The 23085-nt window shown below is 41.4% G+C and carries 28 protein-coding genes; 26 read left to right on the top strand and 2 right to left on the bottom strand.

Features of this window, described 5'->3' with window-relative positions; genetic code table 11:
• The coding region (locus L6C30_RS10795) for an integrase core domain-containing protein (protein WP_236163412.1) at positions 1-149 on the top strand (149 nt) is incomplete at its 5' end.
• A 25-nt stretch (positions 150-174) separates the two neighbouring features.
• On the top strand, positions 175-450 hold the full coding sequence (locus L6C30_RS10790; protein ID WP_236163039.1) for a hypothetical protein: 276 nt from the start codon (positions 175-177) through the stop codon (positions 448-450).
• A 111-nt stretch (positions 451-561) separates the two neighbouring features.
• On the opposite strand, the gene L6C30_RS10785 is transcribed toward L6C30_RS10790, so the two are convergent.
• Positions 562-1863 (bottom strand): peptidylprolyl isomerase, encoded by a 1302-nt coding sequence (locus tag L6C30_RS10785; protein ID WP_236163040.1) that lies wholly within the window; start codon positions 1861-1863, stop codon positions 562-564.
• The gene (locus L6C30_RS10780; RefSeq protein ID WP_236163041.1) at positions 1863-4313 is read right to left on the bottom strand and encodes an LPS-assembly protein LptD; all 2451 of its coding nucleotides are present in this window, start codon (positions 4311-4313) and stop codon (positions 1863-1865) included. Before L6C30_RS10780 ends, L6C30_RS10785 begins: the two co-directional genes overlap by 1 nt.
• Before the next feature lie 120 nt (positions 4314-4433).
• Here L6C30_RS10780 and L6C30_RS10775 point away from each other — a divergent pair, with 120 nt between their 5' ends.
• The 24 genes from L6C30_RS10775 to cmk all read left to right on the top strand — a co-directional run bounded on the left by L6C30_RS10775 (position 4434) and on the right by cmk (position 22983).
• Positions 4434-5447 (top strand): aminoglycoside phosphotransferase family protein, encoded by a 1014-nt coding sequence (locus L6C30_RS10775; RefSeq protein WP_236163042.1) that lies wholly within the window; start codon positions 4434-4436, stop codon positions 5445-5447.
• Positions 5448-6137, top strand: a complete 690-nt coding sequence (gene murU, locus L6C30_RS10770; protein ID WP_236163043.1) for an N-acetylmuramate alpha-1-phosphate uridylyltransferase MurU — start codon at positions 5448-5450, stop codon at positions 6135-6137.
• 84 nt (positions 6138-6221) lie between these two features.
• A complete protein-coding gene (gene rsmG, locus L6C30_RS10765; RefSeq protein WP_131261485.1) occupies positions 6222-6854 on the top strand; it encodes a 16S rRNA (guanine(527)-N(7))-methyltransferase RsmG in 633 nt (210 codons plus the stop codon).
• 24 nt (positions 6855-6878) lie between these two features.
• Complete coding sequence (locus L6C30_RS10760; protein ID WP_096901175.1) at positions 6879-7661, top strand: ParA family protein; 783 nt, start codon at positions 6879-6881, stop codon at positions 7659-7661.
• A complete protein-coding gene (locus tag L6C30_RS10755) occupies positions 7658-8545 on the top strand; it encodes a ParB/RepB/Spo0J family partition protein (RefSeq protein ID WP_230244641.1) in 888 nt (295 codons plus the stop codon). The genes L6C30_RS10760 and L6C30_RS10755 overlap by 4 nt, the downstream gene beginning before the upstream one ends.
• 31 nt (positions 8546-8576) lie before the next feature.
• Positions 8577-9224, top strand: a complete 648-nt coding sequence (locus tag L6C30_RS10750) for a MotA/TolQ/ExbB proton channel family protein (protein WP_004976814.1) — start codon at positions 8577-8579, stop codon at positions 9222-9224.
• 9 nt (positions 9225-9233) lie between these two features.
• Entirely contained in the window at positions 9234-9656 is a 423-nt protein-coding gene (locus tag L6C30_RS10745; RefSeq protein ID WP_004976812.1) for a biopolymer transporter ExbD, read from the top strand.
• The gene (gene msbA, locus L6C30_RS10740) at positions 9656-11383 is read left to right on the top strand and encodes a lipid A export permease/ATP-binding protein MsbA (protein WP_026438035.1); all 1728 of its coding nucleotides are present in this window, start codon (positions 9656-9658) and stop codon (positions 11381-11383) included. Before L6C30_RS10745 ends, msbA begins: the two co-directional genes overlap by 1 nt.
• 3 nt (positions 11384-11386) lie before the next feature.
• On the top strand, positions 11387-12400 hold the full coding sequence (gene lpxK, locus L6C30_RS10735) for a tetraacyldisaccharide 4'-kinase (RefSeq protein ID WP_236163044.1): 1014 nt from the start codon (positions 11387-11389) through the stop codon (positions 12398-12400).
• Positions 12401-12411: 11 nt separating this feature from the next.
• Positions 12412-13173: a 3-deoxy-manno-octulosonate cytidylyltransferase gene (gene kdsB / locus L6C30_RS10730; RefSeq protein ID WP_019836534.1), complete on the top strand. Its 762-nt coding sequence runs from the start codon at positions 12412-12414 to the stop codon at positions 13171-13173.
• A 14-nt stretch (positions 13174-13187) separates the two neighbouring features.
• Positions 13188-14177, top strand: a complete 990-nt coding sequence (locus L6C30_RS10725) for a DNA polymerase III subunit delta' C-terminal domain-containing protein (RefSeq protein WP_070154589.1) — start codon at positions 13188-13190, stop codon at positions 14175-14177.
• A gap of 10 nt (positions 14178-14187) precedes the next feature.
• Positions 14188-14529 (top strand): PilZ domain-containing protein, encoded by a 342-nt coding sequence (locus L6C30_RS10720; RefSeq protein ID WP_019836532.1) that lies wholly within the window; start codon positions 14188-14190, stop codon positions 14527-14529.
• 23 nt (positions 14530-14552) lie between these two features.
• Positions 14553-15326: a TatD family hydrolase gene (locus L6C30_RS10715; protein WP_019836531.1), complete on the top strand. Its 774-nt coding sequence runs from the start codon at positions 14553-14555 to the stop codon at positions 15324-15326.
• Between the two features lie 95 nt (positions 15327-15421).
• On the top strand, positions 15422-16036 hold the full coding sequence (locus tag L6C30_RS10710; protein WP_019836530.1) for a TetR/AcrR family transcriptional regulator: 615 nt from the start codon (positions 15422-15424) through the stop codon (positions 16034-16036).
• A 6-nt stretch (positions 16037-16042) separates the two neighbouring features.
• Positions 16043-16594, top strand: coding sequence for a prepilin-type N-terminal cleavage/methylation domain-containing protein (locus L6C30_RS10705; RefSeq protein ID WP_236163045.1), 552 nt, complete (start codon positions 16043-16045; stop codon positions 16592-16594).
• Positions 16584-16964 carry a type II secretion system minor pseudopilin GspI gene (gspI, locus tag L6C30_RS10700; protein WP_236095037.1) on the top strand — a complete coding sequence of 127 codons (381 nt, stop codon included), beginning with the start codon at positions 16584-16586 and terminating at the stop codon, positions 16962-16964. The genes L6C30_RS10705 and gspI overlap by 11 nt, the downstream gene beginning before the upstream one ends.
• The gene (gene gspJ / locus L6C30_RS10695; protein WP_236163046.1) at positions 16961-17584 is read left to right on the top strand and encodes a type II secretion system minor pseudopilin GspJ; all 624 of its coding nucleotides are present in this window, start codon (positions 16961-16963) and stop codon (positions 17582-17584) included. Before gspI ends, gspJ begins: the two co-directional genes overlap by 4 nt.
• A gap of 13 nt (positions 17585-17597) precedes the next feature.
• Positions 17598-18581 carry a type II secretion system minor pseudopilin GspK gene (gspK, locus tag L6C30_RS10690; RefSeq protein WP_236163047.1) on the top strand — a complete coding sequence of 328 codons (984 nt, stop codon included), beginning with the start codon at positions 17598-17600 and terminating at the stop codon, positions 18579-18581.
• Between the two features lie 175 nt (positions 18582-18756).
• A complete protein-coding gene (locus L6C30_RS10685) occupies positions 18757-19353 on the top strand; it encodes a 6-carboxytetrahydropterin synthase (RefSeq protein WP_104851897.1) in 597 nt (198 codons plus the stop codon).
• A gap of 37 nt (positions 19354-19390) precedes the next feature.
• The gene (gene ung, locus L6C30_RS10680; protein ID WP_104851898.1) at positions 19391-20104 is read left to right on the top strand and encodes a uracil-DNA glycosylase; all 714 of its coding nucleotides are present in this window, start codon (positions 19391-19393) and stop codon (positions 20102-20104) included.
• Complete coding sequence (locus L6C30_RS10675) at positions 20101-21222, top strand: enoyl-CoA hydratase/isomerase family protein (protein ID WP_004976784.1); 1122 nt, start codon at positions 20101-20103, stop codon at positions 21220-21222. Before ung ends, L6C30_RS10675 begins: the two co-directional genes overlap by 4 nt.
• Before the next feature lie 27 nt (positions 21223-21249).
• Positions 21250-21741, top strand: coding sequence for a tRNA adenosine(34) deaminase TadA (gene tadA, locus L6C30_RS10670; RefSeq protein WP_236163048.1), 492 nt, complete (start codon positions 21250-21252; stop codon positions 21739-21741).
• 101 nt (positions 21742-21842) lie between these two features.
• Entirely contained in the window at positions 21843-22274 is a 432-nt protein-coding gene (locus tag L6C30_RS10665) for an SRPBCC family protein (protein ID WP_004976780.1), read from the top strand.
• A gap of 16 nt (positions 22275-22290) precedes the next feature.
• On the top strand, positions 22291-22983 hold the full coding sequence (gene cmk / locus L6C30_RS10660; protein WP_236163049.1) for a (d)CMP kinase: 693 nt from the start codon (positions 22291-22293) through the stop codon (positions 22981-22983).
• The last annotated feature ends 102 nt before the right edge of the window (positions 22984-23085 follow it).

The raw sequence follows: 23085 nt of genomic DNA, 5'->3' as shown, positions 1-23085 counted from the left end.
ATCGGACCATACGTTATAGTTGGCTGAGCAAGCATTTATTTGATACTTTGGATGAAGTACAAGATTATGCAACAAACTGGTTGTGGCATTACAACCATGAAAGACCACATCTAGCTAACAAAGGAAAGCCACCTCTAATGGCTGCTTAACCTCTACTTTTAACTTCGGTTATTTATGGGAGGATTACCCAATGATGTGCCTTTAGATTTTTATAATACTGAAACAAAAGATCAATTATTTCCTGAGAAGCAGTGTTCGATTATTAAAAAAGTTGAATTAATGCCAGATGAAGAGCGTATTTTTCAGCTAAAATACAAGTTATTTGAACCTGTAAAAGGAGTTTGGCAGTTAAATAATCAAGTCAAAATTACTATCCCATCTGAGCCAGAAGAAGAGTGTGGAGAATTGCAGCTACCATTGGAACTAATAGAAAATAAAAACTTTTCTTGATGAAAGTCGAACGGATGAGACATAAGTTTGAGCAGCTACGCTTGAAAGTAAAAAACCAGTGCAGTGGCACTGGTTTTGATTGTGATCTAAAAATTTAAAAGTTCTACGCGCTTAGGAGTTCTTTTTACGATCTAAGCTTGGGTCTTTGATTTCTACAAAAGCATTGTTGCGTGTTTCACGTAACCAGCTGTCTAGTTCAGTATCAAATTGACGTTCACCTAAAATTTGACGTGCCATACGTTCTTGGTATTCACGTGTCATATCTTGTTGACGGATATCGGTGACTTGCAATACATGCCAGCCAAACTGAGTTTGGAATGGTACGCTAATTTCGCCTTTGGCGGTGTTTTTCATTTGATTTTCAAATTCAGGTACCATCACCCCAGGGTTGACCCAACCTAAGCTGCCACCATCACGTGCAGAGCCTGCATCGTTAGAGAAAGTCGCTGCCAAGGTTGCAAAATCTTCACCTGCTTTTAAGCGGTTGTAAATGCTCTCAATCATGTGTTTAGCATTTTCAGGGCTAACCACTTCTGTCGGTTGAATGAGGATGTGGCGGGTTTGATATTGAGGTACTAATGCACGTTGTTCTGTGTTTTTGCGCTCTAAGAGCTTGACCACATGAATGCCATCACGTACTTCAATCAGTTCACTGGTTTGACCCACATCTAACGGTGTAATGCGTGCAGCAAGTTCTGCAGGAATATCTGTTAGGTTACGTAAACCCAAGTCTGCAGATTGTACGGTTACACCATTGCCTGTGTATTTTTTGCTAATGGTTTGAACGTCATTACTTTGTGCTAATTCAGCTTTTACTTTTTGCGCAACTTGTGCGGCATTTTCTGTTCCTGAAACACGCACATGCAAAATATGTACTTGATTGCCTAATGCTGCTTGACCTTGCGGGGTTTTCAGGAAATTATCAACATCTTGGTCGCTAATTTGAATACGTGACATTACGACTTGTTGACGTAAGCGATTGATTGCTAAATCTTCAGCAATACGGTTACGTAAAAATGCATAACTGCCTGGCGCAGATTGATCTAATTTTTGCTGAAAAGCTTCTAGGCTGTTTGCGCCATTTTGCTGTGCAACTTTTAAAACTGCTTCATTTAAAGATTTTTCATCGGCTTTAATATTATAGCGTTTGACTTGTTCTAATTGTGCTTGGCGTACAATCAGTTGCTCTAAAGCTTGTTGTTCTAAAATGTGTTGCGGTGGAACAGGGCGCTTTTGCATTTCCAGTTGTTGTTTGAGTTCAACCACGCTTTGCGCTAAATCACTTTTTAAAATGACACTATTGTCAACTACAGCCACAATTTGATCATTCGCAGCAAATGCAGGCAGCGCTGCTGCCATGCAAAGAGCTAAGGTTGATGCTTTTAAAAATCGTTTTAACTGTTCTGTCTTCATTAACGTTGTGTCCAAGATTGATTAATTTTATTAAAACCTAAAATACGGTTTTCAAGCAAAGATGCAAGTTTATTATTGAAACCGCCTAAACCTTTCAAATTTAACTCCGCCATAATGGCACGTTTTGGTTTTACACCGACATCGGTAACATCATCTAAATCGTTATAGTAAGAGCGACCATAGACTGAGATGCCCCAACAGCACGACTCATAGTTCACACCCAGCAAATATTCACGCGCAACGCTGTTGTCTAGGTCATATTGTGCATGACCTAAAATACGCCAGTTGTTGTGAATAGGCTGAATAAACGATGCCACGACTTGATCATAATGATCTTGACGGTTTGGAATAACACGACGGTTAATATAACCAAAACTATATAAGTAGCCTTGATCACCTGTGTAAAGCATATTGACACTGCGCTGTGCATTGTCACCATTTGACATCCATGCAGCATTCGCACCCATACTGAGGTTTTGGCTTAGCTGGCTAGTTAAGCTAACAATTGGCCCAGTACGGTTTTCAGTATTAAATTCGTCTTCGGTATTATCCAGCGTGACACGACGATCTTCAAAGTAAAAACTTTGACCAATTCCTGCTCTAAGGCGTTCTAAACCAATTTCATCAAACAGGCTATAGCTTAAACCCAAAGACAAAAAGTTGTTATCTTCTAAGCGGTCATGACCATAGAATCGGTTTGGACTGAACAACTGGTCATAATTAATAGAAGCTGTTGCAGAGTCAAAGTTCGGGTGATTGTTTTGATTGCGATACGGTGCATAGGCATAGAACGCACGCGGGGTGATGGTTTGCAAGTAGCGACCATCTTTTTCAAAGGTAATCCCTGTATCCAATGTAAATTGTGGTACAGTAACCGACTCACTTTCACTAGATGAGTTGTATTGATTCAACGCATTTCGAGTGTCTTTGTCATAGAAGGTGTTGATGTTACGTAACGATACTTCAGGAATTACAAATGACCACGGATTACGGTAGTTGTAACGCACTGCAACGTCATTATAAATACGCGTACCACTAGGTTCGCCTACTTCCAATGCGCCAATGTCTTTTTTGAAGTAAGCCGTGTCGTTATTAAATTCGACTTGGAAACCTTGAGGATTACCTGTTTTATAGTTCAATAAAAATTGTGGTAAACGTGCATAAGGACGTTTTTCATACTCAATAGATGGATCAAGGGTTTGGAAATCTTCAACTTTGAGCTGTGCTTTTAAACCTGGAATGCCTTTACGATAATTTAACTCCCAAGCACGACGTAAATTCAGGTCGGTTTTAGAGTTCGGGTTGTTATTTAAATCGGCAAAGTAGTCTTTGTCCGAGGCGTAGTTATATTCCAAATTGGTTGAAAATTGATCGTTGATTTGCCAACCATGTAAAAAATGTAGGTCTTTACGGTCTTGGTCATCATATTTAGCATCCGATGCCAAATAACCACCCCAAATTTTACCTGAGCCAAAATTTTCAGTTAAATATCGGAATTCACCTTCTAGCATCGCGCCACGATCGGCAATATAACGAGGGCTAACGGTAGCATCAAAATTCGGTGCAAGGTTTAAATACACAGGTACAGATAGCTCAACCCCACCATCATTGGTAAAGCCAAAACTAGGTGTCAAAATACCTGTGGTGCGGCGGTCATCAATTGGGAAATTGAAGTAGGGTACAGCTAAAACTGGTACATTTTTCACATACAATTTGGTGCCGCGTGTTTCACCGCGTCCCGTTTCCTGATTCAGCTTAATTTCATTGGCTTGAATTTTCCAAGTCGGGGCTTGTTCAGGCGGGCAAGTACTGTAAGTGGCATTATTCAGCACCATCGTATTGGTTGAGGTGCGTGCAATTTTTTCTGCCATGCCGTGTGCATGTTGTTCTTCTGCAATATAAAAACTGTTGTTTAAGTCACCTTGCTGGGTTTTTAGGTTGTAATTAATTTCATCACTTTGCGCCAGTAAACCCGCTTGCGCCATTTGTACCCGACCTTCGGCTTTGGCAAAGGTCTGAGTTTGATCAATGGTAATTTTATCGGCACGAATTTGACGACCTTCTTGGTCAATCACCACGTTGCCTTCTAAGACTGAATCGCCATTTGGATCATAGTGACCATAATCGGCAGTCACTGTAGAAGTTGCATTTGCAGCATCTACCGCAACAGTACCTGAGCTAATCGGCGTTAGCCATGCGCCTTCACAATAGGCAGAACTTTGGCTGTGACCAAATTGTTGTGCTTCAGGTGCGGCTTTATCAACATAATATTGCTCAAAGAACTGCTGCCCAGGATAAGCTTCTTGAATGGTGTGCTTAAGCTGCTGGTTATTGAGATTTGTGACAGATGAAGTCTGATCTGTGGTCTGCGCATAGCTGGAAACAGAGTGACCACATAACAGAGTTAAGACCGCAGTCGCTAAAGGATTAAATTTAAACTGATGCTTCATTTATCTCATCAACCAAGAGTGCTTAATCGCAATTAATTATTGTCGCATCATAGAGAAAAAGCGCAGAAGTAGCTACACTTAGCACTTTAAAAACTCAGCCTGTATTAGAATTTATTGCAAATGAATACACAACGCGAACAATTGATACAAACATGGTTAACATCTGTACTTGGTTCAGATCAATTTGAAACTCATTTTTTAGCAGGCGATGCAAGTTTTCGTCGTTACGCACGAATCAATTTGAATAATAAAACATTTATGCTCATGGATGCACCACCAGAAAAAGAAGATTGTGGTCCTTTTGTGACGATTGATGAATTTTTTGCTGCCCATGGCGTGCGCGTGCCAAAAATTGTATCCAAAGACCTGACACAAGGCTTTTTGTTACTCGAAGATTTTGGTGATGTCTTGTTATCCACCTTGCTGAATGATCAGACTGTAGATGACTACTATGCGCAGTGCTTTAAGCAGTTAATTCAATTACAAGGTATTGATGGTACGGCACATTTCCCTGAATATTCCTATGATAAACTCATTAGTGAAATGGAGTTACTCACCGATTGGTTATTGCCTGCCTTACAGATTCAGCCAAGCGCAGAAGAAAGTGCCTTAATTAAACGCACTTTTGCTATTTTAGCCAATGCTGCCGTGGCCCAGCCGCAAGTGATTGTGCATCGTGATTTTCATAGTCGAAACTTAATGAAAGTAGGCGATTACACAGAACTTGGTGTGATTGATTTTCAGGATGCGGTCATTGGCGCAGATACATACGACTTAATTTCGATTACCCGGGATGCTTATGTACAGTGGAATGCGGATCGTGTCTATCGTTGGTTTAAAATGTTTTATGACTTAATGCCAGAAACATCTAAACAGGAACGCGATTTTGAACAATTTAAAAAAGATGCCGACATGATGGCGATTCAGCGTCATATCAAAATTTTAGGTATTTTTGTGCGTTTATTTGAGCGTGATGGTAAATCGGGTTATCTCAAAGATTTACCGCGCGTGATGTGGTATTTACTTGAAGAAAGTAAGCCTTATCCAGAATTACAACCATTTATGCACTTTATTCACACGACAGTGATGCCAAAATTTACAGCAAAATATGGTCAGTATGAGGTGGTTGCCTAAATGAAAGCCATGATTCTTGCCGCAGGAATGGGCAATCGTATGCGTCCTTTGACGCTGCATACGCCTAAACCTTTATTGGAAGTCGGTGGAAAACCTTTAATTGTGTGGCACATCGAAAAATTAAAAAAAATTGGTGTGCAGGAAATTGTTATTAATACCGCATGGCTAGGTGAAAAACTCGCAGAAGCTTTGGGCGATGGTTCTCAGTTTGGTGTAAAAATTTTGTGGTCGCATGAAGGTGAAGGTTTGGAAACAGCAGGGGGTATCATCAAAGCCTTGCCATTATTAGGCAATGAACCTTTTATATTGGTGAATGGCGATGTTTGGACTACTATGGATTTTGAACCACTATTAAATATGCAACTTCAAAACGACTTGGCACATTTGGTTTTGGTGGAAAATCCAGTACAGCATCCGCAAGGTGATTTCACTTTGGCCGCAAACAAAGCCTATACTTTTGAGCAAGCACGCTCAGGTGAAAATCTGACTTATAGTGGCGTAGCGGTGATGCATCCGCAAATGTTCGTCGGTTTAGAATCTGGTAAGCGTCCGCTTGCACCATTGCTTAAACAAGCTATGCAGCAAGAAAAAATTTCAGCACATAAATTACAGGGTGTTTGGGTGGATGTTGGCACTCCTGAACGATTAAATGCGCTAGATCAACAAATTCAGCAGGGTGTGTACGCTTAAGTGCATATTCACTAAGCATTCGCCCCTATGACTGCAACTATAAATCGGTATACTTCCATTAACTTTTTCGAGATGTGAATTGTGATGCATTCGTTTTTTCAGGAACTCAAGCAAGGTAGTCAGGCTTTAGGTTTAGAGCTCAGTGATGAGGCTTTAAATTTATTACTCAAATACCAAGATGCTTTGGTGCTATGGAACAAAGCGTACAACCTCACTGCAATTCGTGACCCGAAAGAAATGCTAGTGAAGCATTTGCTAGACAGTCTGAGCATCCTCAAAGATTTGCCTGCAGGTCGTTTACTGGATATTGGTACTGGCGGTGGTATGCCGGGCATGATTATTGCCTTGTGTCAGCCTGAGCGCGATTGCGTGTTATTGGACTCGAATGGTAAAAAGATTCGTTTCTTAAAACAGTTTATTGCCGATTTAAAACTGAAAAACGTCGTGGCAGTTCAGACCCGTGTTGAAAATGAAGACAGCATCCGCGAGTTAGGTCAGTTTGATGTAATTACCAGTCGTGCTTTTGCATCTTTAACTGACTTTGTAGCCGCGTCAAAACCATTTATGCATGAGCAAAGTATTATTGCATCTATGAAAGGTTTGATTCCTGCCGATGAAGTAGAGGCATTGAAAGATGAATTCAGCTGTGAAATTATCGAGCTTAAAGTTCCGCGCTTAGACGAACAACGTCATTTACTTTTATTAAAACGTATTTAAATTTTTCAAAGGACTGGGGTGATCATGGCACAAATTATTGCGATTGCGAACCAAAAAGGTGGTGTCGGAAAAACCACAACCGCAGTAAATTTGGCAGCATCTTTGGCTGTTTTGAAAAAGCGCATTTTATTGGTCGATATGGACTCACAAGGCAATGCCACCATGGGTTCAGGCATTCAAAAAAATGATTTGCTGTATTCAGTGACCGATGTATTGTTGGGCGAAGTGCCGATTGAAACTGCAATTAGCAAGGCAGAAGTTGGTTATAAAGTTTTGGGTGCCAATCGTGATTTGGCTGGGGTTGAATTGGTGATTGCTGAGCAAGAGGGGCGTGAGTTTATTTTGCGCAATGCCTTGCAAGAAGTTGCCAAAGACTTTGATTATATTATTGTCGACTGTGCACCAAGTTTAAGCTTAATTACAGTAAACGCTTTAGCAGCAGTGCAAAGTGTAATCATTCCAATGCAGTGCGAATATTATGCACTTGAAGGTTTGGCTGACCTGACGCAAACCATTGACCGTATTCAACAAGCACTCAATCCTGATTTAGAAATTATTGGTGTATTACGCACCATGTATGATGCGCGCAATGCCTTAACCCGTGACGTGTCTGAAGAATTATCGCACTATTTTGGTAAAAAATTATACGATACCGTGATTCCGCGTAATGTACGCTTGGCAGAAGCACCTGCACACGGTTTACCCGTCATTTATTTTGAAAAAAGCTCGAAGGGTGCAGTTGCCTACCTGAATTTAGCAGCTGAAATGTTGAAAAAAAGCAAAGTGAAAAAAGGAAGTAAAGCATGACCACAAAAAAACGCGGATTAGCCAAAGGTCGTGGTTTGGATGCCTTATTGGGGTCAATCCAGAAAGAAAAATTACAACTTGAAGTGCAATCTTTAGATCATGGTCAGCTAAAACAAATTGATGTCAATTTATTAAAACGTGGTGAATATCAACCGCGTCGCTTTATTCAAGAGCAAGATTTACAGGAATTGGCGGCATCTATTGAAAAACATGGTGTAATGCAGCCAATTGTGATTCGTCCGATAGATGACGAACAACATCCTTATGAAATTATTGCAGGTGAGCGTCGCTGGCGTGCTGCACAGTTGGCAGGTTTAACTGAAATTCCTGCAATTGTGCGTGATTTGACCGATCAGGTCGCGATTGCTTTGGCATTAATTGAAAACATTCAGCGTCAAGACCTCAACCCAATTGATCAGGCAATGGCGTTACAACGCTTTCACGATGAGTTTGGCTTGAGTCATCAGGAAATTGCCGAAACAGTAGGTAAAGCACGTACCACGGTCAGTAATTTATTGCGTTTACTCACTTTGGCTGAGCCTGTTAAAGAGTTGATGCAGCAAGGCTTGCTAGATATGGGTCATGCACGTGCTATTTTAACTTTGAAAGCTAAAGATCAGCTCAAAGTCGCGCAGCATGTAATTGAAAAGAATTTATCGGTACGTCAAACCGAACAGTTGGTACGTGACTTTAATGCGCCAAAACAAGAAAAGCCGAAAACGGTTATTGCACCTGATATTCAACAACTCACGCAACGTCTTTCTGAGCGTTTTAGTGCAGATGTTAAAATTGATTATAACAAGCAAGGTAAGGGTAAATTGACCATCAGTTATCACTCTCTGGAAGAGCTGGATGGTATTTTAAATATTTGCCTGTCCGATTAATTTTAATTCGTATTTTATTGGGGAAAAGCGAATGTGGGAATTGGTAAAAGCAGGTGGCTGGCTGATGCTGCCGTTGGTATTGTGCTCGGTATTTACCGTTGCAATTACCATTGAGCGTTTTATGCGTTTAAAGAGAGCAGGTATTTTGCCCAATGCGTTGTTGCTCAACCGCGGGCAAAGTTTAGCGACTGTGTTGCAACAACTAAATCAAAGCGCCAACTTAAAAAACAGTACATTAGGCCGTATTTTTGAGGCGGGTGCGCGTAACAAACAACAATCAGAACACTATGCGCGTGCACAAATGGAAGCGACAGCTTCACAAGAAATTGGTTATTTAGAAAAAAATATCAACTTCTTGGGTACGCTCAGTGCAGTTGCGCCATTATTGGGTTTATTGGGTACAGTGCTTGGGATTATTGAATCATTTTTAGTGATTGATGTGGGTGCAAGTAATCCAACCTTAATGATTCCAGGGATTTCTAAAGCCTTAATTACCACTGCTGCAGGTATGTTAATTGCAATTCCAGCCTTATTTGCCTATCGTTATTTTCAGCGTTTGGTGCAAGAATATACTGCTGAGTTAGAGCAGCAAGCGACTTTGTTTCACGCAGGATTATTTCATCAGAGTCAACCTCATCAGCTTGATGCGGATGTGCAAGATGTGAAAAAAGTAAGCTAAGGTGAGTTTATGAAATTCAAACGCTCGCAAGTTGAAGATATTCATATTAACCTGACTCCAATGATTGACTGTTTACTGTTCATCTTGGTGTTTTTGTTGCTTTCGACCACATTTAACCAATTTAGCCGTATGAATTTAACTTTGCCAGATGCGCAAGGCGTACCACCAAAATCTTATGAACATAAAATTGAAGTCGTGGTAGATTCTTCAGGGCATTATTCTGTCAATGGTCAGGCACTTTCGACTAAGGAAGTGGCAGATTTAAGCACAGCAATTAAACAAATTTCTCAAGATCGACGTGATTTAATGTTTATTATTGCTGCAGATGCCAAAGCCACTCATCAAGATGTGATTCGAGTGATGGATGTCGCAGGACAACTTGGTTTCGTCAACATCAATATCAGTACGAAAGTCCCAACTCGAGGTTATTAGTGAAGAAGGATTTACAGGTCTATCGCCGTCTTCTGAGATATTTGCTCCCATTTTGGGGCTTGGCAATCTTGGTGATTATCGGTTTCGCCATTAATGCAGCCACAGAAGTATCTGTGGCAAAACTCTTGGAAAAAATTATTAATGCCATTCAGGAGCGTGACCAATCTTTCACCACACTATTTCCGCTATTAGTCATTGCACTGATGTTTTTCCGTGGTTTGGGAACTTTTATTGGCGGTTACTATACAGCAGTGATTTCACGTAATTTGGTATTCAATATCCGTCAGGAAGTCTTTGCTAAATTGCTGCGTTTACCTGCACAGTATTACTTAGATAATACCAGTGGGCACATTACTGCCAAAATTATGTATAACGTAGAGCAGTTGACCGCTGCATCTACAGAATCGCTGCGTACATTGGTACAACAGGGTTTGATTACACTCGGCTTGCTCGGCTATTTGCTGTATACTAACTGGCGTTTGACCCTCTGTATTTTGGTATTTGGCCCATTAATTGGCTTGCTGATTCGTAAAGCTGCGAAACGTATGCGTCGTTTATCTATTCAAGTACAAGACACCATGGGAGATGTAAACCACGTGGTGCAAGAAACGGTGAATGGTAATTTGGTCGTCAAAGGTTTTGGTGGTCAGACCTATGAACAAAGCCGATTTAAAGAAAACTCTTTAGAAAACCTGCGTCGTGGTTTAAAGATGGTGGCAGTGCAGCAATTGAACAGCCCAGTGGTGCAGTTCATTATGTCCATTGCTTTGGCAATTATTATCTGGATTGCCTTACGTCCAGAAATTCTACGTGATATTTCAGCTGGCGAGTTTGTGGCGTATATCACTGCAGCAGGCATGTTGAGTAAGCCAATTAAAGCTCTTACCGATATTAATGAAAAATTACAACGCGGCTTGGCAGCAGCACATTCAGTCTTTGAATTGCTCGATATGCCTGAAGAAGACAATCACGGGACGCTTACACCAGACTTAAAAGGCAATTTGCAATTTAAAAATGTGAATTTGGTGTATTCAGATGGACACCATGCCATTCATGATTTCAATCTAGATGTCAAAGCAGGCGAGACAGTGGCTTTGGTCGGTCGTTCAGGTGCGGGTAAAACCTCATTGGTCAATCTGTTGGTACGTTTTCAAGAAGTATCTTCGGGGCAAATTTTGTTTGATCAGCATGATATTCGTGATATTGAGCTGAATAGCTTGCGCTCCCAAATTGCTATGGTCAATCAGCAAGTGGTATTGTTTAACCGTACGGTACGTGAAAATATTGCCTATGGTCAGCTTGAAGGTGCGGGTGATGAAGCAGTGATTGCTGCAGCCAAAGCAGCTTATGCTCATGACTTTATTATGGCTTTACCGCAAGGCTACGATACACCACTCGGTGCGCAAGGTTTGAATTTGTCAGGCGGTCAACGCCAGCGTATTGCGATTGCCCGTGCTATTTTAAAAAATGCACCAATTTTAATTTTAGATGAAGCCACCAGTGCTTTAGACAATGAATCTGAATACTTTATTCAACGTGCATTTGATGCGGCCATGCAAGACCGTACCACCATTGTCATTGCACACCGTCTATCTACCATTGAAAATGCTGACCGTATTGTGGTGATGGATCAAGGGCGTATTTTAGAGCAAGGTACCCATCAGGAACTCATAGCGCAAAAAGGCGCGTACTTCCAGTTGCATCAACGTAACTTCGAGGAACATTAATCCATGTCTTTGGCACAATTTATTCAGGACGCTTGGCAGCAACAAGCCAAATGGCTGGTTGTGCTTAGACCCTTGTCTTTATTGTACCGTGGCGTGAGCTTACTCAATCAGAACTTATATCGTTCAGGGATTAAAACCGCTTATACCGCTCCCGTACCTGTGATGGTGATTGGTAATATTACTGTGGGGGGCAGTGGCAAAACTCCTTTGTTGATTCATTTGGTTAAATATCTACGAAGTTTAGATATTCGTGTCGGCGTGATTAGCCGTGGTTATGGCGGCAAAGGACCATTTCCAGTTTATGTCAGTATCGATGCGAATGTAGAGGTCGTGGGCGATGAACCGACTTTAATTGTGCAATCAACAGGCGTGCCGATGGCAGTGGGGCCAAATCGTCAAAAAAGTATTGAATTGCTGCTTTCACAGCATGAATTGGATTTAATTATCAGTGATGATGGTTTGCAGCATTTGGCTTTAAACCGTCAATTGGAATGGATTGTTTTAGATAATAATCGTGGTTTGGGCAATGAGAAAATATTACCTGAAGGTTATTTGCGTGAACCAAAATCTCGATTAGAGCATGCCACGGTGATTGAACATGCAACGCACCCGAGTTCTGAACTAAATATGCATTTGGCTGTTGCAGAGCCATATTTATTGCATCCCGCACAAGAATTAATTTTTGATCCGACCCAAAATTTTTATGCTGTCGTGGGCATTGGCTTTCCTGAACGGTTTTATAAAACGTTAGAATCGATGGGTGTGACCCAGTTTCAATGCCATGAGTTTCCAGATCACCATGACTATGAAATTACCGATTTGCAGTTTGACGACTTGCAACCGATCATTACCACAGAGAAAGATGCCGTCAAGTTATTGCCACTGTTAAAGCAATATCCAGATTTTCAGCGTGAAATTTGGGTTGTACCTGTAGATGCTGTATTGTCATCGGCCTGCTATGTCACCATACATCAACAATTGAAACACTTGGGTTTAAACCTGCCTGAAAGAACATGATAAGGAAAATTATGAAGCACATTGTTATCCCTGCACGTTATGCCAGTTCACGTCTGCCAGGCAAACCTTTACTGGAAATTCATGGTCGCGCCATGATTTTGCGTGTAGTCGATCAGGCAAAAAAAGTGGCAGGTTTTGATGATTTGTGTGTGGCCACCGATGATGCTCGTATTGCAGCATTGTGCCGTGCTGAAGGTGTAGATGTGGTGTTGACTTCGGCAGATCACCCCTCTGGCACAGACCGATTAAGCGAAGTGGCGCGTATTAAAGGTTGGGATAAACACGATATTATTGTCAATGTGCAGGGCGATGAACCACTTTTACCTGCACAATTGGTACAACAAGTGGCGCAGTTGCTCGAAGCTCAACCTGAATGTTCTATGTCTACGCTGTGTGAGCCGATTCAGCAACTAGATGAATTTACCCGCGATAGCATTGTTAAAGTGGTCATGTCTAAACACAATCAGGCTTTGTATTTCAGCCGTGCTACGATTCCTTATGACCGTGATGGTGCGAAAGAAGCGACACCACAATTGCATGAACATGCTTATCGTCATTTAGGGTTGTATGCTTACCGTGTGGAATTGCTGCAAGAATATGTGACTTGGGAAATGGGAACATTGGAAAAGCTAGAAAGCTTAGAGCAATTGCGTGTCTTAGAAAATGGACACCGTATTGCTATTGCTGTTGCAGAAGCCAATTTACCCCCAGGTGTAGACACCCAAGCAGACTTAGACCGTTTAAATGCAATGGATATTGCCCATTTTGAGTAAGTGAATCACCTACCATGCAACGTGATGTAATTGGACAAGTGTATCCATGGCAACAACAAGTTTGGGAAAATCTAACTGGTCGATTTCCCAAAATGGGGCATGGTTTATTGTTTTTTGGCAAAGAGGGGTGTGGTAAAGAAGCCTTTGCACAGCAATTTGTGGCTTGGATTTTATGCCAGCAGCGTGATGTGCAGTCACAGCCTTGTGGTGAATGTAGCAGTTGTCAGTGGTTAAAATCAGATACGCATCCGAATTATGTCTATATCAGCACCGATGAAGAGAATAAAAAGCAAAACGCGAAAATTAAGATCGAGAAGATCCGTGATTTATTACCTTTTGTCCAGCAAACGGTAGATGGGTGGCGGGTAGTTGTGATTGAACCTGCTGAGGCCTTAAATATTGCATCCTCCAATGCTTTGCTGAAAACCCTAGAAGAACCGGGTGATCGCATCGTGATTATTTTGCTGGCAGATCACTATCTTAAATTGCCTGCAACCATTCGCAGTCGTTTACAGCACTTTGCTTTAGACCGTATTGATGCAGAACAAGCTACAGCATATTTGCAGCAGCATTTGCCTGATTTAGATGTAAACAAGCAGCAATTATTGATGAATTTGTCCAATCAAATGCCGTTGCAGGCTCTTCAGTTAGCACAGGCAGAATGGTTAGAGCAGCGTAAAGATTTTCTGAAAGACTGGTATAAACTGGTGACGCAAAAAAATATGCCCATGGCAATTGCAACCAAGTGGAACAAGGCGCTGAGCTTTACTGATTTTAGCCAGATGTTTGAATACTTGTTGTGTGATTTAATTTGTGTCAAGCTAAACCAAAGCATTAAAAATTTGGATTTAAGCAACGCTTTGCAGCATTTGGCTGAACAATATGACTTGGAACGTCTGTTTGGTTTATATGCAGAATTACAGCAAGCCAAGCCAATGCTTGAGCAAAACGTGCAAAGTAATCTAGTGCTTGATCAGCTCTGTATTAAGTTAATGAATATTTAAGGGGAACATGATGCAACCACGTATGGGCGGTATTATTCAGGCCAATATTCCTGATGTCGAAACGCTATATTTAAGTTATATGCCATACGTTGTGGGTGGTGGCTTATTTGTACCCTCAAAACAACCTGTGAAAATGGGTGAAGAAATCTTCGTGCTTGCAACTTTGCCCGAACAATCACAAAAAATTCCACTCACAGGTAAAGTTATTTGGATTTCGCAAAAACAAAATGGCATTAAAATGCAAGGCTTTGGGATTCAACTGAGCGGTGAAAAAGGCGTTTATTACAAATCTGAAGCCGAAAGAATCCTTGCGGGGCTTAAGTCTGACAACCGTAACAGTTACACTATGTAGGTTGTTTCTTTTAGGAAAAAATCGTGTTTGTAGATACACATTGTCATTTAACGATGCTGGATTTAAGCCCTTATGATGGCGACTTAGATGCAGCAATTGCACAGGCACGCCTAGCGGGCGTGTCTAAAATCATGGGTATCTCTGTCGATTTAGACGATCATATTGCATTGTCAAAAATTGCAGCACGTCATGCCAATGTCGGTTATAGCGTGGGTGTACATCCTTGTGAAAACGCTGAAAATATGGAACGCGCCACTACCGAACAACTGATTGCTTTGGCACAAGCAGACAAGGTTTGGGCTTTGGGCGAAACAGGTCTGGACTATTTTCACTGTACCGATTTTGTCGCAGAGCAAAAAGCCTGTTTTGCACGACATATTCATGCGTCACAAGCCGTAAAAAAACCAGTGGTGGTTCATACCCGTGCGGCTAAGCATGATACAGTGGATATTATCCGTGCAGAAAAATCGACGCATGGCATATTACATTGCTTTACAGAAGACTGGGCAACCGCAAAAGCGGTGTTAGATTGCGGTTATTATGTGTCTTTTTCAGGCATTATTTCCTTCAAAAATGCACAAGATTTACGTGATGTGGCCAAGCAAGTGCCTTTAGATCGTGTCTTAATTGAAACTGATAGTCCATATTTGGCACCTGTGCCATATCGCGGTAAGACAAATGAGCCAAAATACGTTCCGTATGTAGCCAAAGCCTTGTGTGATGTATATGATAAGTCCTTAGAGGAAATTGCTTTCATAACAACACAAAACTTTGAAAACCTGCTCAAAGGACATTAATTTGTATTGTGGAGCAAAGCAAATACCGAATGTTGTGGTGGTATATTAAAAATTTCAATTGATTGAATCGTGTAAAGAGAGTTTATCGGGTGAAGATGGATCGTCAGGCTCAGTTTCGAGCAAGAGAAACGTTAATTTTCCAAGTGGCAGAGCAGTTGCTCTTGGAAAATGGTGAAGCAGGAATGACCCTTGATGCTTTGGCAGCAGAACTGGATTTGGCTAAAGGTACTCTATATAAACACTTTCAAAGTAAAGATGAACTTTATATGTTGCTTATTATTCGTAATGAGCGCATGTTGCTAGAAATGATTAAAGACGCTGAAAAACAGTTTTCTGAACATCTAGCATTTTTTATGCTGCATCACTTGCATCATCCTGAGCGTACCGTACTTTTTCACCAAATTGAAGAACGCCTTTCTACAACAGGTGTTGGCATTGGTTTGTTATTTAGTGAACTATACCAAGTCCGCAAAAGCCGATTACGCATCATTATTCGTATGACTGAACAATATTTAGAATCCATTCACAGCAAGATGGAAGTGCGTGATTATCTGGCTTCAATTTGGGCACTTACGCATGGTGCAGCGGCTATTTTAAACTCAAGTTTCTATCAGCGTTATTTGGGCTCACGGGATACTTTACGTGTGGCCTATATCGACCAAGCGTTGGCGATGCCCAAACAAGCACAATCTTTCGAGCAATTGAATTAATACGCTATGAACATACCACTGTCTTCGGTTCGCGGTTTTACGCTCATTGAATTGATGGTGGTGATTGTCATTATGGCGATTATGGCGTCGCTGGTTTTAATGAATATTGGTGGTGTTGATCAGCGTAAAGCTATGCAGGCGCGGGAAGTGTTTTTATTGGATTTGCGTAAGCTGAATCGTGAAGCCAATGATCAAGCGCATATTTTTGCACTCAATTTGCATCAAGCAACCGATGTTTCACCTGCGCGATATGATGTACTGGAATATCAGCCTTATGCTTCAGAACAACAATTAACCCTGCAAAATAATCAAAAATGGCAAAGCTATAGTGAGTTTAAAAGCAGAACTTTGCCCGACCAAGTTTCTATCCAAATTTTATCTTTAGAGCAAAGCTATCCAAATGCTAATAATAGTGAATTGCTGCAAGGTAATGCGCCTGCACTGATTTGGCTAGGTAATGGTGAAGCTAAGCCTGTTCGTATTCAGTTCTATTTAGAACAGCGTCCTGTGGGGGCGGAAATAGAGGTCGATCATTTAGGAAAAATCCATGAAAGCTAAAGGATTTACACTACTTGAAGTTATGGTGGCTTTGGCAATTTTCGCAACAGCAGCCATAGCAATGACCAAAGTGGCGATGCAATATACTCAATCCACCGCCAATGCCATTTTAAGAACCAAAGCGCAATTTGTGGCTTTGAATGAAGTGGCATTGATGGAAATGAATCGGCAATGGTTAAGTGGAACAGAGTCCAAGCAAGTAACTCAACAAGGTGAATCATGGCAGATTGACAAGTCCACACAGCCGACCATTAGCCCAAATGTGCAACGTGTTGATCTTCAAATCAGTTTGTACAATCAAGACACGGGACAAGTTGAAGCAGGCGTGACTTCTTTGGTGTTTTTTAATGCCCGTGAGCAGCAGTCATGAAGGCTAAGAAGGGCTTTACTTTGGTTGAATTATTGGTTGCCATTGCAATTTTTGCAGTGCTGTCTGCTTTAGGATGGAAAGTATTTGATTATCTCGCCAAAGTCAAAGACCGCAATGCGATGCATGAATCTAATTTAGAGCAGTTGCAAGAAAGCTATCAACAAATTTTACGTGACACGATGCAGGCTGTCCCATTAACAGCCAATGTCAAAGGGCAACAACAACCTGCTTTAGTTTTACAAAATGGACGTTTTAATTTTAGTAAAACAGGGGTGAGCGATCCTTTGCAGCAGGGTATTTCACCCTATGAGCGCGTAGAGTATCAATATCGTGCCGATGAAAAGAAATTGTATCGTTTAAAATATCGTAATTTGCATCAAACGGGCAATGATCAGCCTGAGTCGAGCGTGATGTTATATGAAGTCGAAGCTTTTGAGATTGTGGTATTGAATCCAAATGAATTAAGCAGTTGGCCGGAAAGCAGTGTTGATTCGCAGAAAATTGAACAATTAAGACTACTCCCAAAAGGAATAAAAATAAATTTAACCGTGCGTGACGTGCAATATGAATGGATATTTAGTTTATTGCAGACTGATTTTTTAAAGAAGAAAGACAATTAAAGGCACAATGGTAATGTATTCAAAATCGACTCAGCGCTTAGGCGGCATTATCAAGTCACAACAAGGCATCGCCTTGATTACGATATTGATGTTAGTTGCTTTAGCCACGATTTTGGCCGCGACCATAGCCAAACGGCAAATGTATACCAGTGAAAATACCGCGTATTTGATGCGTCAAAATCAAGCATTGTTATATGCCAAAAGTGCCGAAGTGTTTTTTGCAGAATTACTACAAGATGATGCTGAAAATGCAGGTCAAGTCGATCACTTACAAGAAAACTGGGCAAAACCAATGCCGCCATTTCCAGTAGAAGATGGTTATGTATCGGGTGTGCTGCAAGATGAGTCGGGGAAATTTAATTTAAATAGTTTGCTGACAACCGAAGACCAAGTAAATGAAAAAGCAAAAAAATATTTTGAAAAACTGTTGCAGCGTGTCGGGCTACCTGCGCAATTAAGTGAAGCCGTGATTGACTGGCAAGATGCAGATGATGAACCAAGTGGCGCAATGGGGGCAGAGTCGAGTTATTATCAAGGTTTAGCCATTCCTTATTTACCGCCGAATAGCTTATTTCACAGTGCGGAAGAATTAAAACAAGTCCGTGGTTTTGAAGGTGCGAAGTATCAGCAAATTGCACCTTATGTTAGTGCCTTGCCAAAACGAGATACCACTATCAATATCAATACCGCACCTGCTTTAGTTTTGGCGAGCTTAGATGAAAAACTGGATGTGGTTGTAGTGCAAAATCTACTTGATCGTCGTAATGCCAATTTGGAACACTTTAGCAATGTAAACGCTTTGTGGGAGCTAGATGGCTTTCAAGCTGTCGATAGCGCGATACGCAATGAATTTACAGGTTTATTGGGTGTACAATCACATTATTTTAATGCCAAAATTGAAGTGGTATTGGGCGAGCGTAAACGTCAATTTAGCAGTGATTTGGTGCGTAGTGAAAAATCTGTCAATGTTAGTGGGCGAAGTCTGACGCCATTTTAAGTATCATCATTAACCTTGTGCTGCTATTTAGATGTAAATGCATTGCATGTCTGTGCTGAAACTGATCATTACGATTTTTGTCTGGCAATCTGTGGGCTAAAATTGGCTTATTGTTCACGTTTTGCATTATACTTAAAAAGAATATCCCCCAAATATTTTGATGACGTTAAGACCCATGTTAATTCGAAAGTTATTTAAGTTTGAAAATGCGCATATTGTGCGTAATTGCACTTCAGACCGCTGTAAGCGCTCGATTCATGGTCATAGCTATAAAGTAGAATTGTTACTGAAAGCTTCAAAACTCGATCATGGACAAATGGTGTATGACTTTGGTTTGCTTAAAGGTGTAATCAAAGAATTATTTGATGCTTTTGATCATGCCATTTGTTTTTGGGAGCAGGACGATCCTGCATATATTCAAGCCTGCAAAACGTTCAGCGCACGTTGGGTTTCTTTACCAGTATCGCCATCGGCAGAGCAGTTTTCACGTATTTTCTTTTATTTGGCACAGCAAGTTTTGGCATCGACCATCACACAAAATGGGGAGGGTGATGTAGAGGTCTATTCTGTAATTGTGCATGAAACCGATACTGGCTATGCACAAAGCTTTTTGGAAGATATTGAAAATGCGCAGATGGGATTGCTGAGTCTGGATCAAATTCATTTCTCTGAGCAAGTACAGACAGAGTGGTCAGACCCACAAATGTATGAAAAATTAAAACAGGGGATGACATTCCAAAACCCGAATGTCGAGTTACAAGTTAAACTTTAAATCACATCATTAGACATCAACAAGGATTGATAGCGGTATGTCTTTTACTGAGCAGCAATATGCGAGCTTAAATAAAGTTCAGTTAGATGAGAGTTGGAAATACAATCTAGCTGAATTTTTATTGAGTCCACAAATGGATGCGCTACGCGGTTTTTTGTTGCAGGAAAAACAACAGAATAAGGTGATTTATCCACCAAGTTCACTGATATTTAATGCTTTAAATACCACGCCTTTAAATCAGGTGAAAGTCGTGATTATTGGGCAAGACCCTTATCATGGACCTAATCAGGCACATGGACTTAGTTTTTCTGTACAAAGAGGGGTTGCATTGCCACCATCTTTGCGTAATATTTTCCATGAGTTACATACAGATTTAGGTGTGCCTATTCCAAGACACGGTGATTTAACGCATTGGGCAGAGCAAGGGGTATTGCTGCTCAACAGCGTGTTAACGGTAGAAGCAGGACAACCAACCTCGCACCAAAAGCAGGGTTGGGAAGATTTTACAGATCATGTGATTGATGTGTTAAATCAACAACGTGAGCATATTGTGTTTATTTTGTGGGGCGCGTATGCACAACGTAAAGGACAACGTATAGATCCAAATAAACATCTGATTTTGAAGGCAGCGCATCCATCCCCATTGGCAGCAAACCGCGGTGGTTTTTTTGGATGTAAAGTATTTTCAAAATCAAATAATTATCTTAAACAAAATGGCATTGAGCCTATAGACTGGCAGCTGGACGCATGACACATTCTCCCATTTCTAAAGAATATCATCCGGATTTAATTGTCGAAGAAGCAAATAACGGTTGGCGCATTGTACGTTTGAATCGCCCAAAATCTTTGCATGCTTTAGATGAATCTATTGTTTCTGCATTATTGGCAGTATTTGAAGACTTTCATACCGATGATAGCGTAAAAGCAATTTGGCTAGATTCGACCACACCAAAAGCATTTTGTGCAGGCGGTGATGTGCGTAAATTACGTCAGCTTGTCATTAATGATGAGGTTGCAACTGCCAATAAATTCTTTGAGCAAGAATATGCGTTGGACTTGTTGCTACATAACTATGCCAAGCCTGTTTTAGTGTGGGGTGAAGGTTATGTCATGGGTGGTGGCTTAGGTCTATTTATGGCTGCACCATTCCGTTTGGTGACACCGTATTCACGTTTAGCTATGCCAGAAATTAACATTGGTTTATACCCAGATGTAGGGGCAACTCGTTTCTTGGCTGACCGTGGTGCGATTGGCTTGTTCACAGGTTTAACGGGTTCAATTATGACTGCTGCAGGTGCGTATGGTATTGGTTGGGCAACCCATATTTGTGATGCACAACGCGCTTCTGTATTAGAAAAAGTCATTAATATTGACTGGAATCATTACCCTGCAGGTGACTTCCGTGCCATTGATGATACCTTGAACAGCATGCACCGTCCTGTAGGGCCTGGGCCGCTACAGAATTCTTTGGATGTGATTCAAAGCGTGTGCCGTGGTGTGAGTTTTGAAAGTGATTATGAATCCATCATTGGTCTAAGCGATGCACGTAGCGATTGGTTACGTCAAGCCAGTGAAAACTTGCAAAAAGGTTCACCAACCACAGCAGCTTTAACGTGGTTACTATGGCAATGGGGTAAGAAGGTTCACGCTTGGAATGAAGTGTTTGAACTGGAAACGCAAATTTCAGACTGGAAAATTCGCCACGCAGATTTTGTCGAAGGTGTGCGCGCACGTTTGGTCGATAAAGACCTTGCACCAGCTTGGCAGCAAAATGGGCCAGTGCAGCTCAAAACCATTTTTGCAGACAATCCACCTGTGACGAGCATTGAAAGCTGGAATGAGTTATTGAAACAATACGAGATTATTTAATTCGTATTGATTTTTACTCATATTTAAATGTCAGAACAGAACTATAGTGATGAAGACTGGATGCAGCTTGCCTATGCGCAGGCTGCTTTGGCTGCAGCACAGGGGGAAATTCCTGTGGGGGCTGTCATCGTTAGTCAAAATCAAGTGATTGGCGCGGGTTATAACGCGCCTATTTCCTTACACGACGCAACCGCACATGCCGAAATTGTGGCAATCCGTGCAGCATGTGATCATATTCAAAATTATCGTTTACCTGAAGATGCCACGCTTTATGTCACACTGGAGCCTTGTACCATGTGTGTGGGTGCGCTCATTCATGCGCGAATCAAACGTGTGGTATTTGGAGCAACTGAACCCAAAGCCGGCTCATTGATCAGTGCTAGAAAGCTTTTAGAGTCAGGCTATTACAATCATATTTTTGAGTATCAATCAGGTTGTTTAGAGCTGCAATGTTCAGCCCAGTTGAGTGATTTTTTTAAGATGCGCCGTGCGCAAAAGAAACAACAAAAGCAGCAATAGTTGATAAATGACCTCCATGATCAAAACCAGTTCTGAGTTTTAGGCTTGATTTGCGTTAAACTAAATCAAACACAACATAGCATTCATCATCAGGGCAAACCATGCACGCTATTCAAATTAAAAAAGAATTTAATGCGCCAGTTGCGCAAGTATTTGAATTACTTTCTAAACATGCAACTTATAATATTGCATTTGCACCAATGCAAGTGGTGCGCATTAAAGACTCTGCTGACCCTGAACGTCCAGATGGTGTAGGTTCGGTGCGTCGTATGGGGATTGGGCCAATTAAACCTTTGCAAGAGCAAATTACCGTGCTTGAACCGAATCAGCGGATTGAATATAAAATCATTAAAAATCCATTGATCAAACATCATTTGGGTACCATTGAATTTCAGCAAGTGGCGGATCACAAAACCTTGGTCACGTATCGCATTGAGCTACAAGCGCGTGTTCCATTTGTGAGTAAAGCTATTCTTGCGCAATTGAAAACTGCAATTAAAATTGGTTTATCCAAACTCGCAAAATCTCTTTAATCATTTCGGAAACAGCATGACGGTTCAAATTATAACCATTGATGGCCCTAGCGGTTCAGGTAAAGGCACACTCGCGGCAAAATTGGCAGCACATTATCAGTTTCATTTGCTCGACTCTGGTGCGTTGTATCGTTTGTTGGGTTTGGCGTTACATAAGCAGAATTTGCTAGATCAACTTGATACTGAACTGAGTCAATGCGTTGCCATTGCAACACAGCTCAATATTCAATTTGTGACCCAGCCAGATGGCACACAAGTGTTGCTTGATGGTGAAGATGTCACGCAAACCATACGTACCGAACGTGTGGGGGAATATGCCTCAAAAGTTGCGGCAGTACCTGAATTGCGCACAGCATTACTTGCACGTCAGCATGCCTTTGCCCAAGCACCGGGCTTGGTTGCAGATGGACGCGATATGGCGACCAGTATTTTCCCAAATGCGCAGGCTAAAATTTATTTAACTGCTTCGGCAGAGTCACGTGCACAAAGACGTGTAAAACAGTTGCAGGGTATGGGGCTGGATGCTAAAATAAGCGACATTTTAGCGAATATACAGGCTCGCGACAAACGAGACATGGAGCGCACAGTTGCTCCGCTCAAGCCTGCAGAAGATGCTTACATCATTGATAGTTCTGAGTTGAACATTGATGAAGTATTTGCATTAATGACAGCTTATGTCGATCAGAAGCTTGGTATTAGCCGCGCTTAATAGGCGCGAACCCAATATATTCAGCGAACGCATAGCTTGATCAGTTTTATACGGACTATGTAGACGCTTAACTAAACCGGCCTTGTCTGATCCAAGACCGCT

The organism is Acinetobacter sp. KAM396, from assembly GCF_021602765.1.
GTDB lineage: Bacteria > Pseudomonadota > Gammaproteobacteria > Pseudomonadales > Moraxellaceae > Acinetobacter > Acinetobacter towneri_A.
This window is presented reverse-complemented; position numbering and strand designations above follow the sequence as displayed.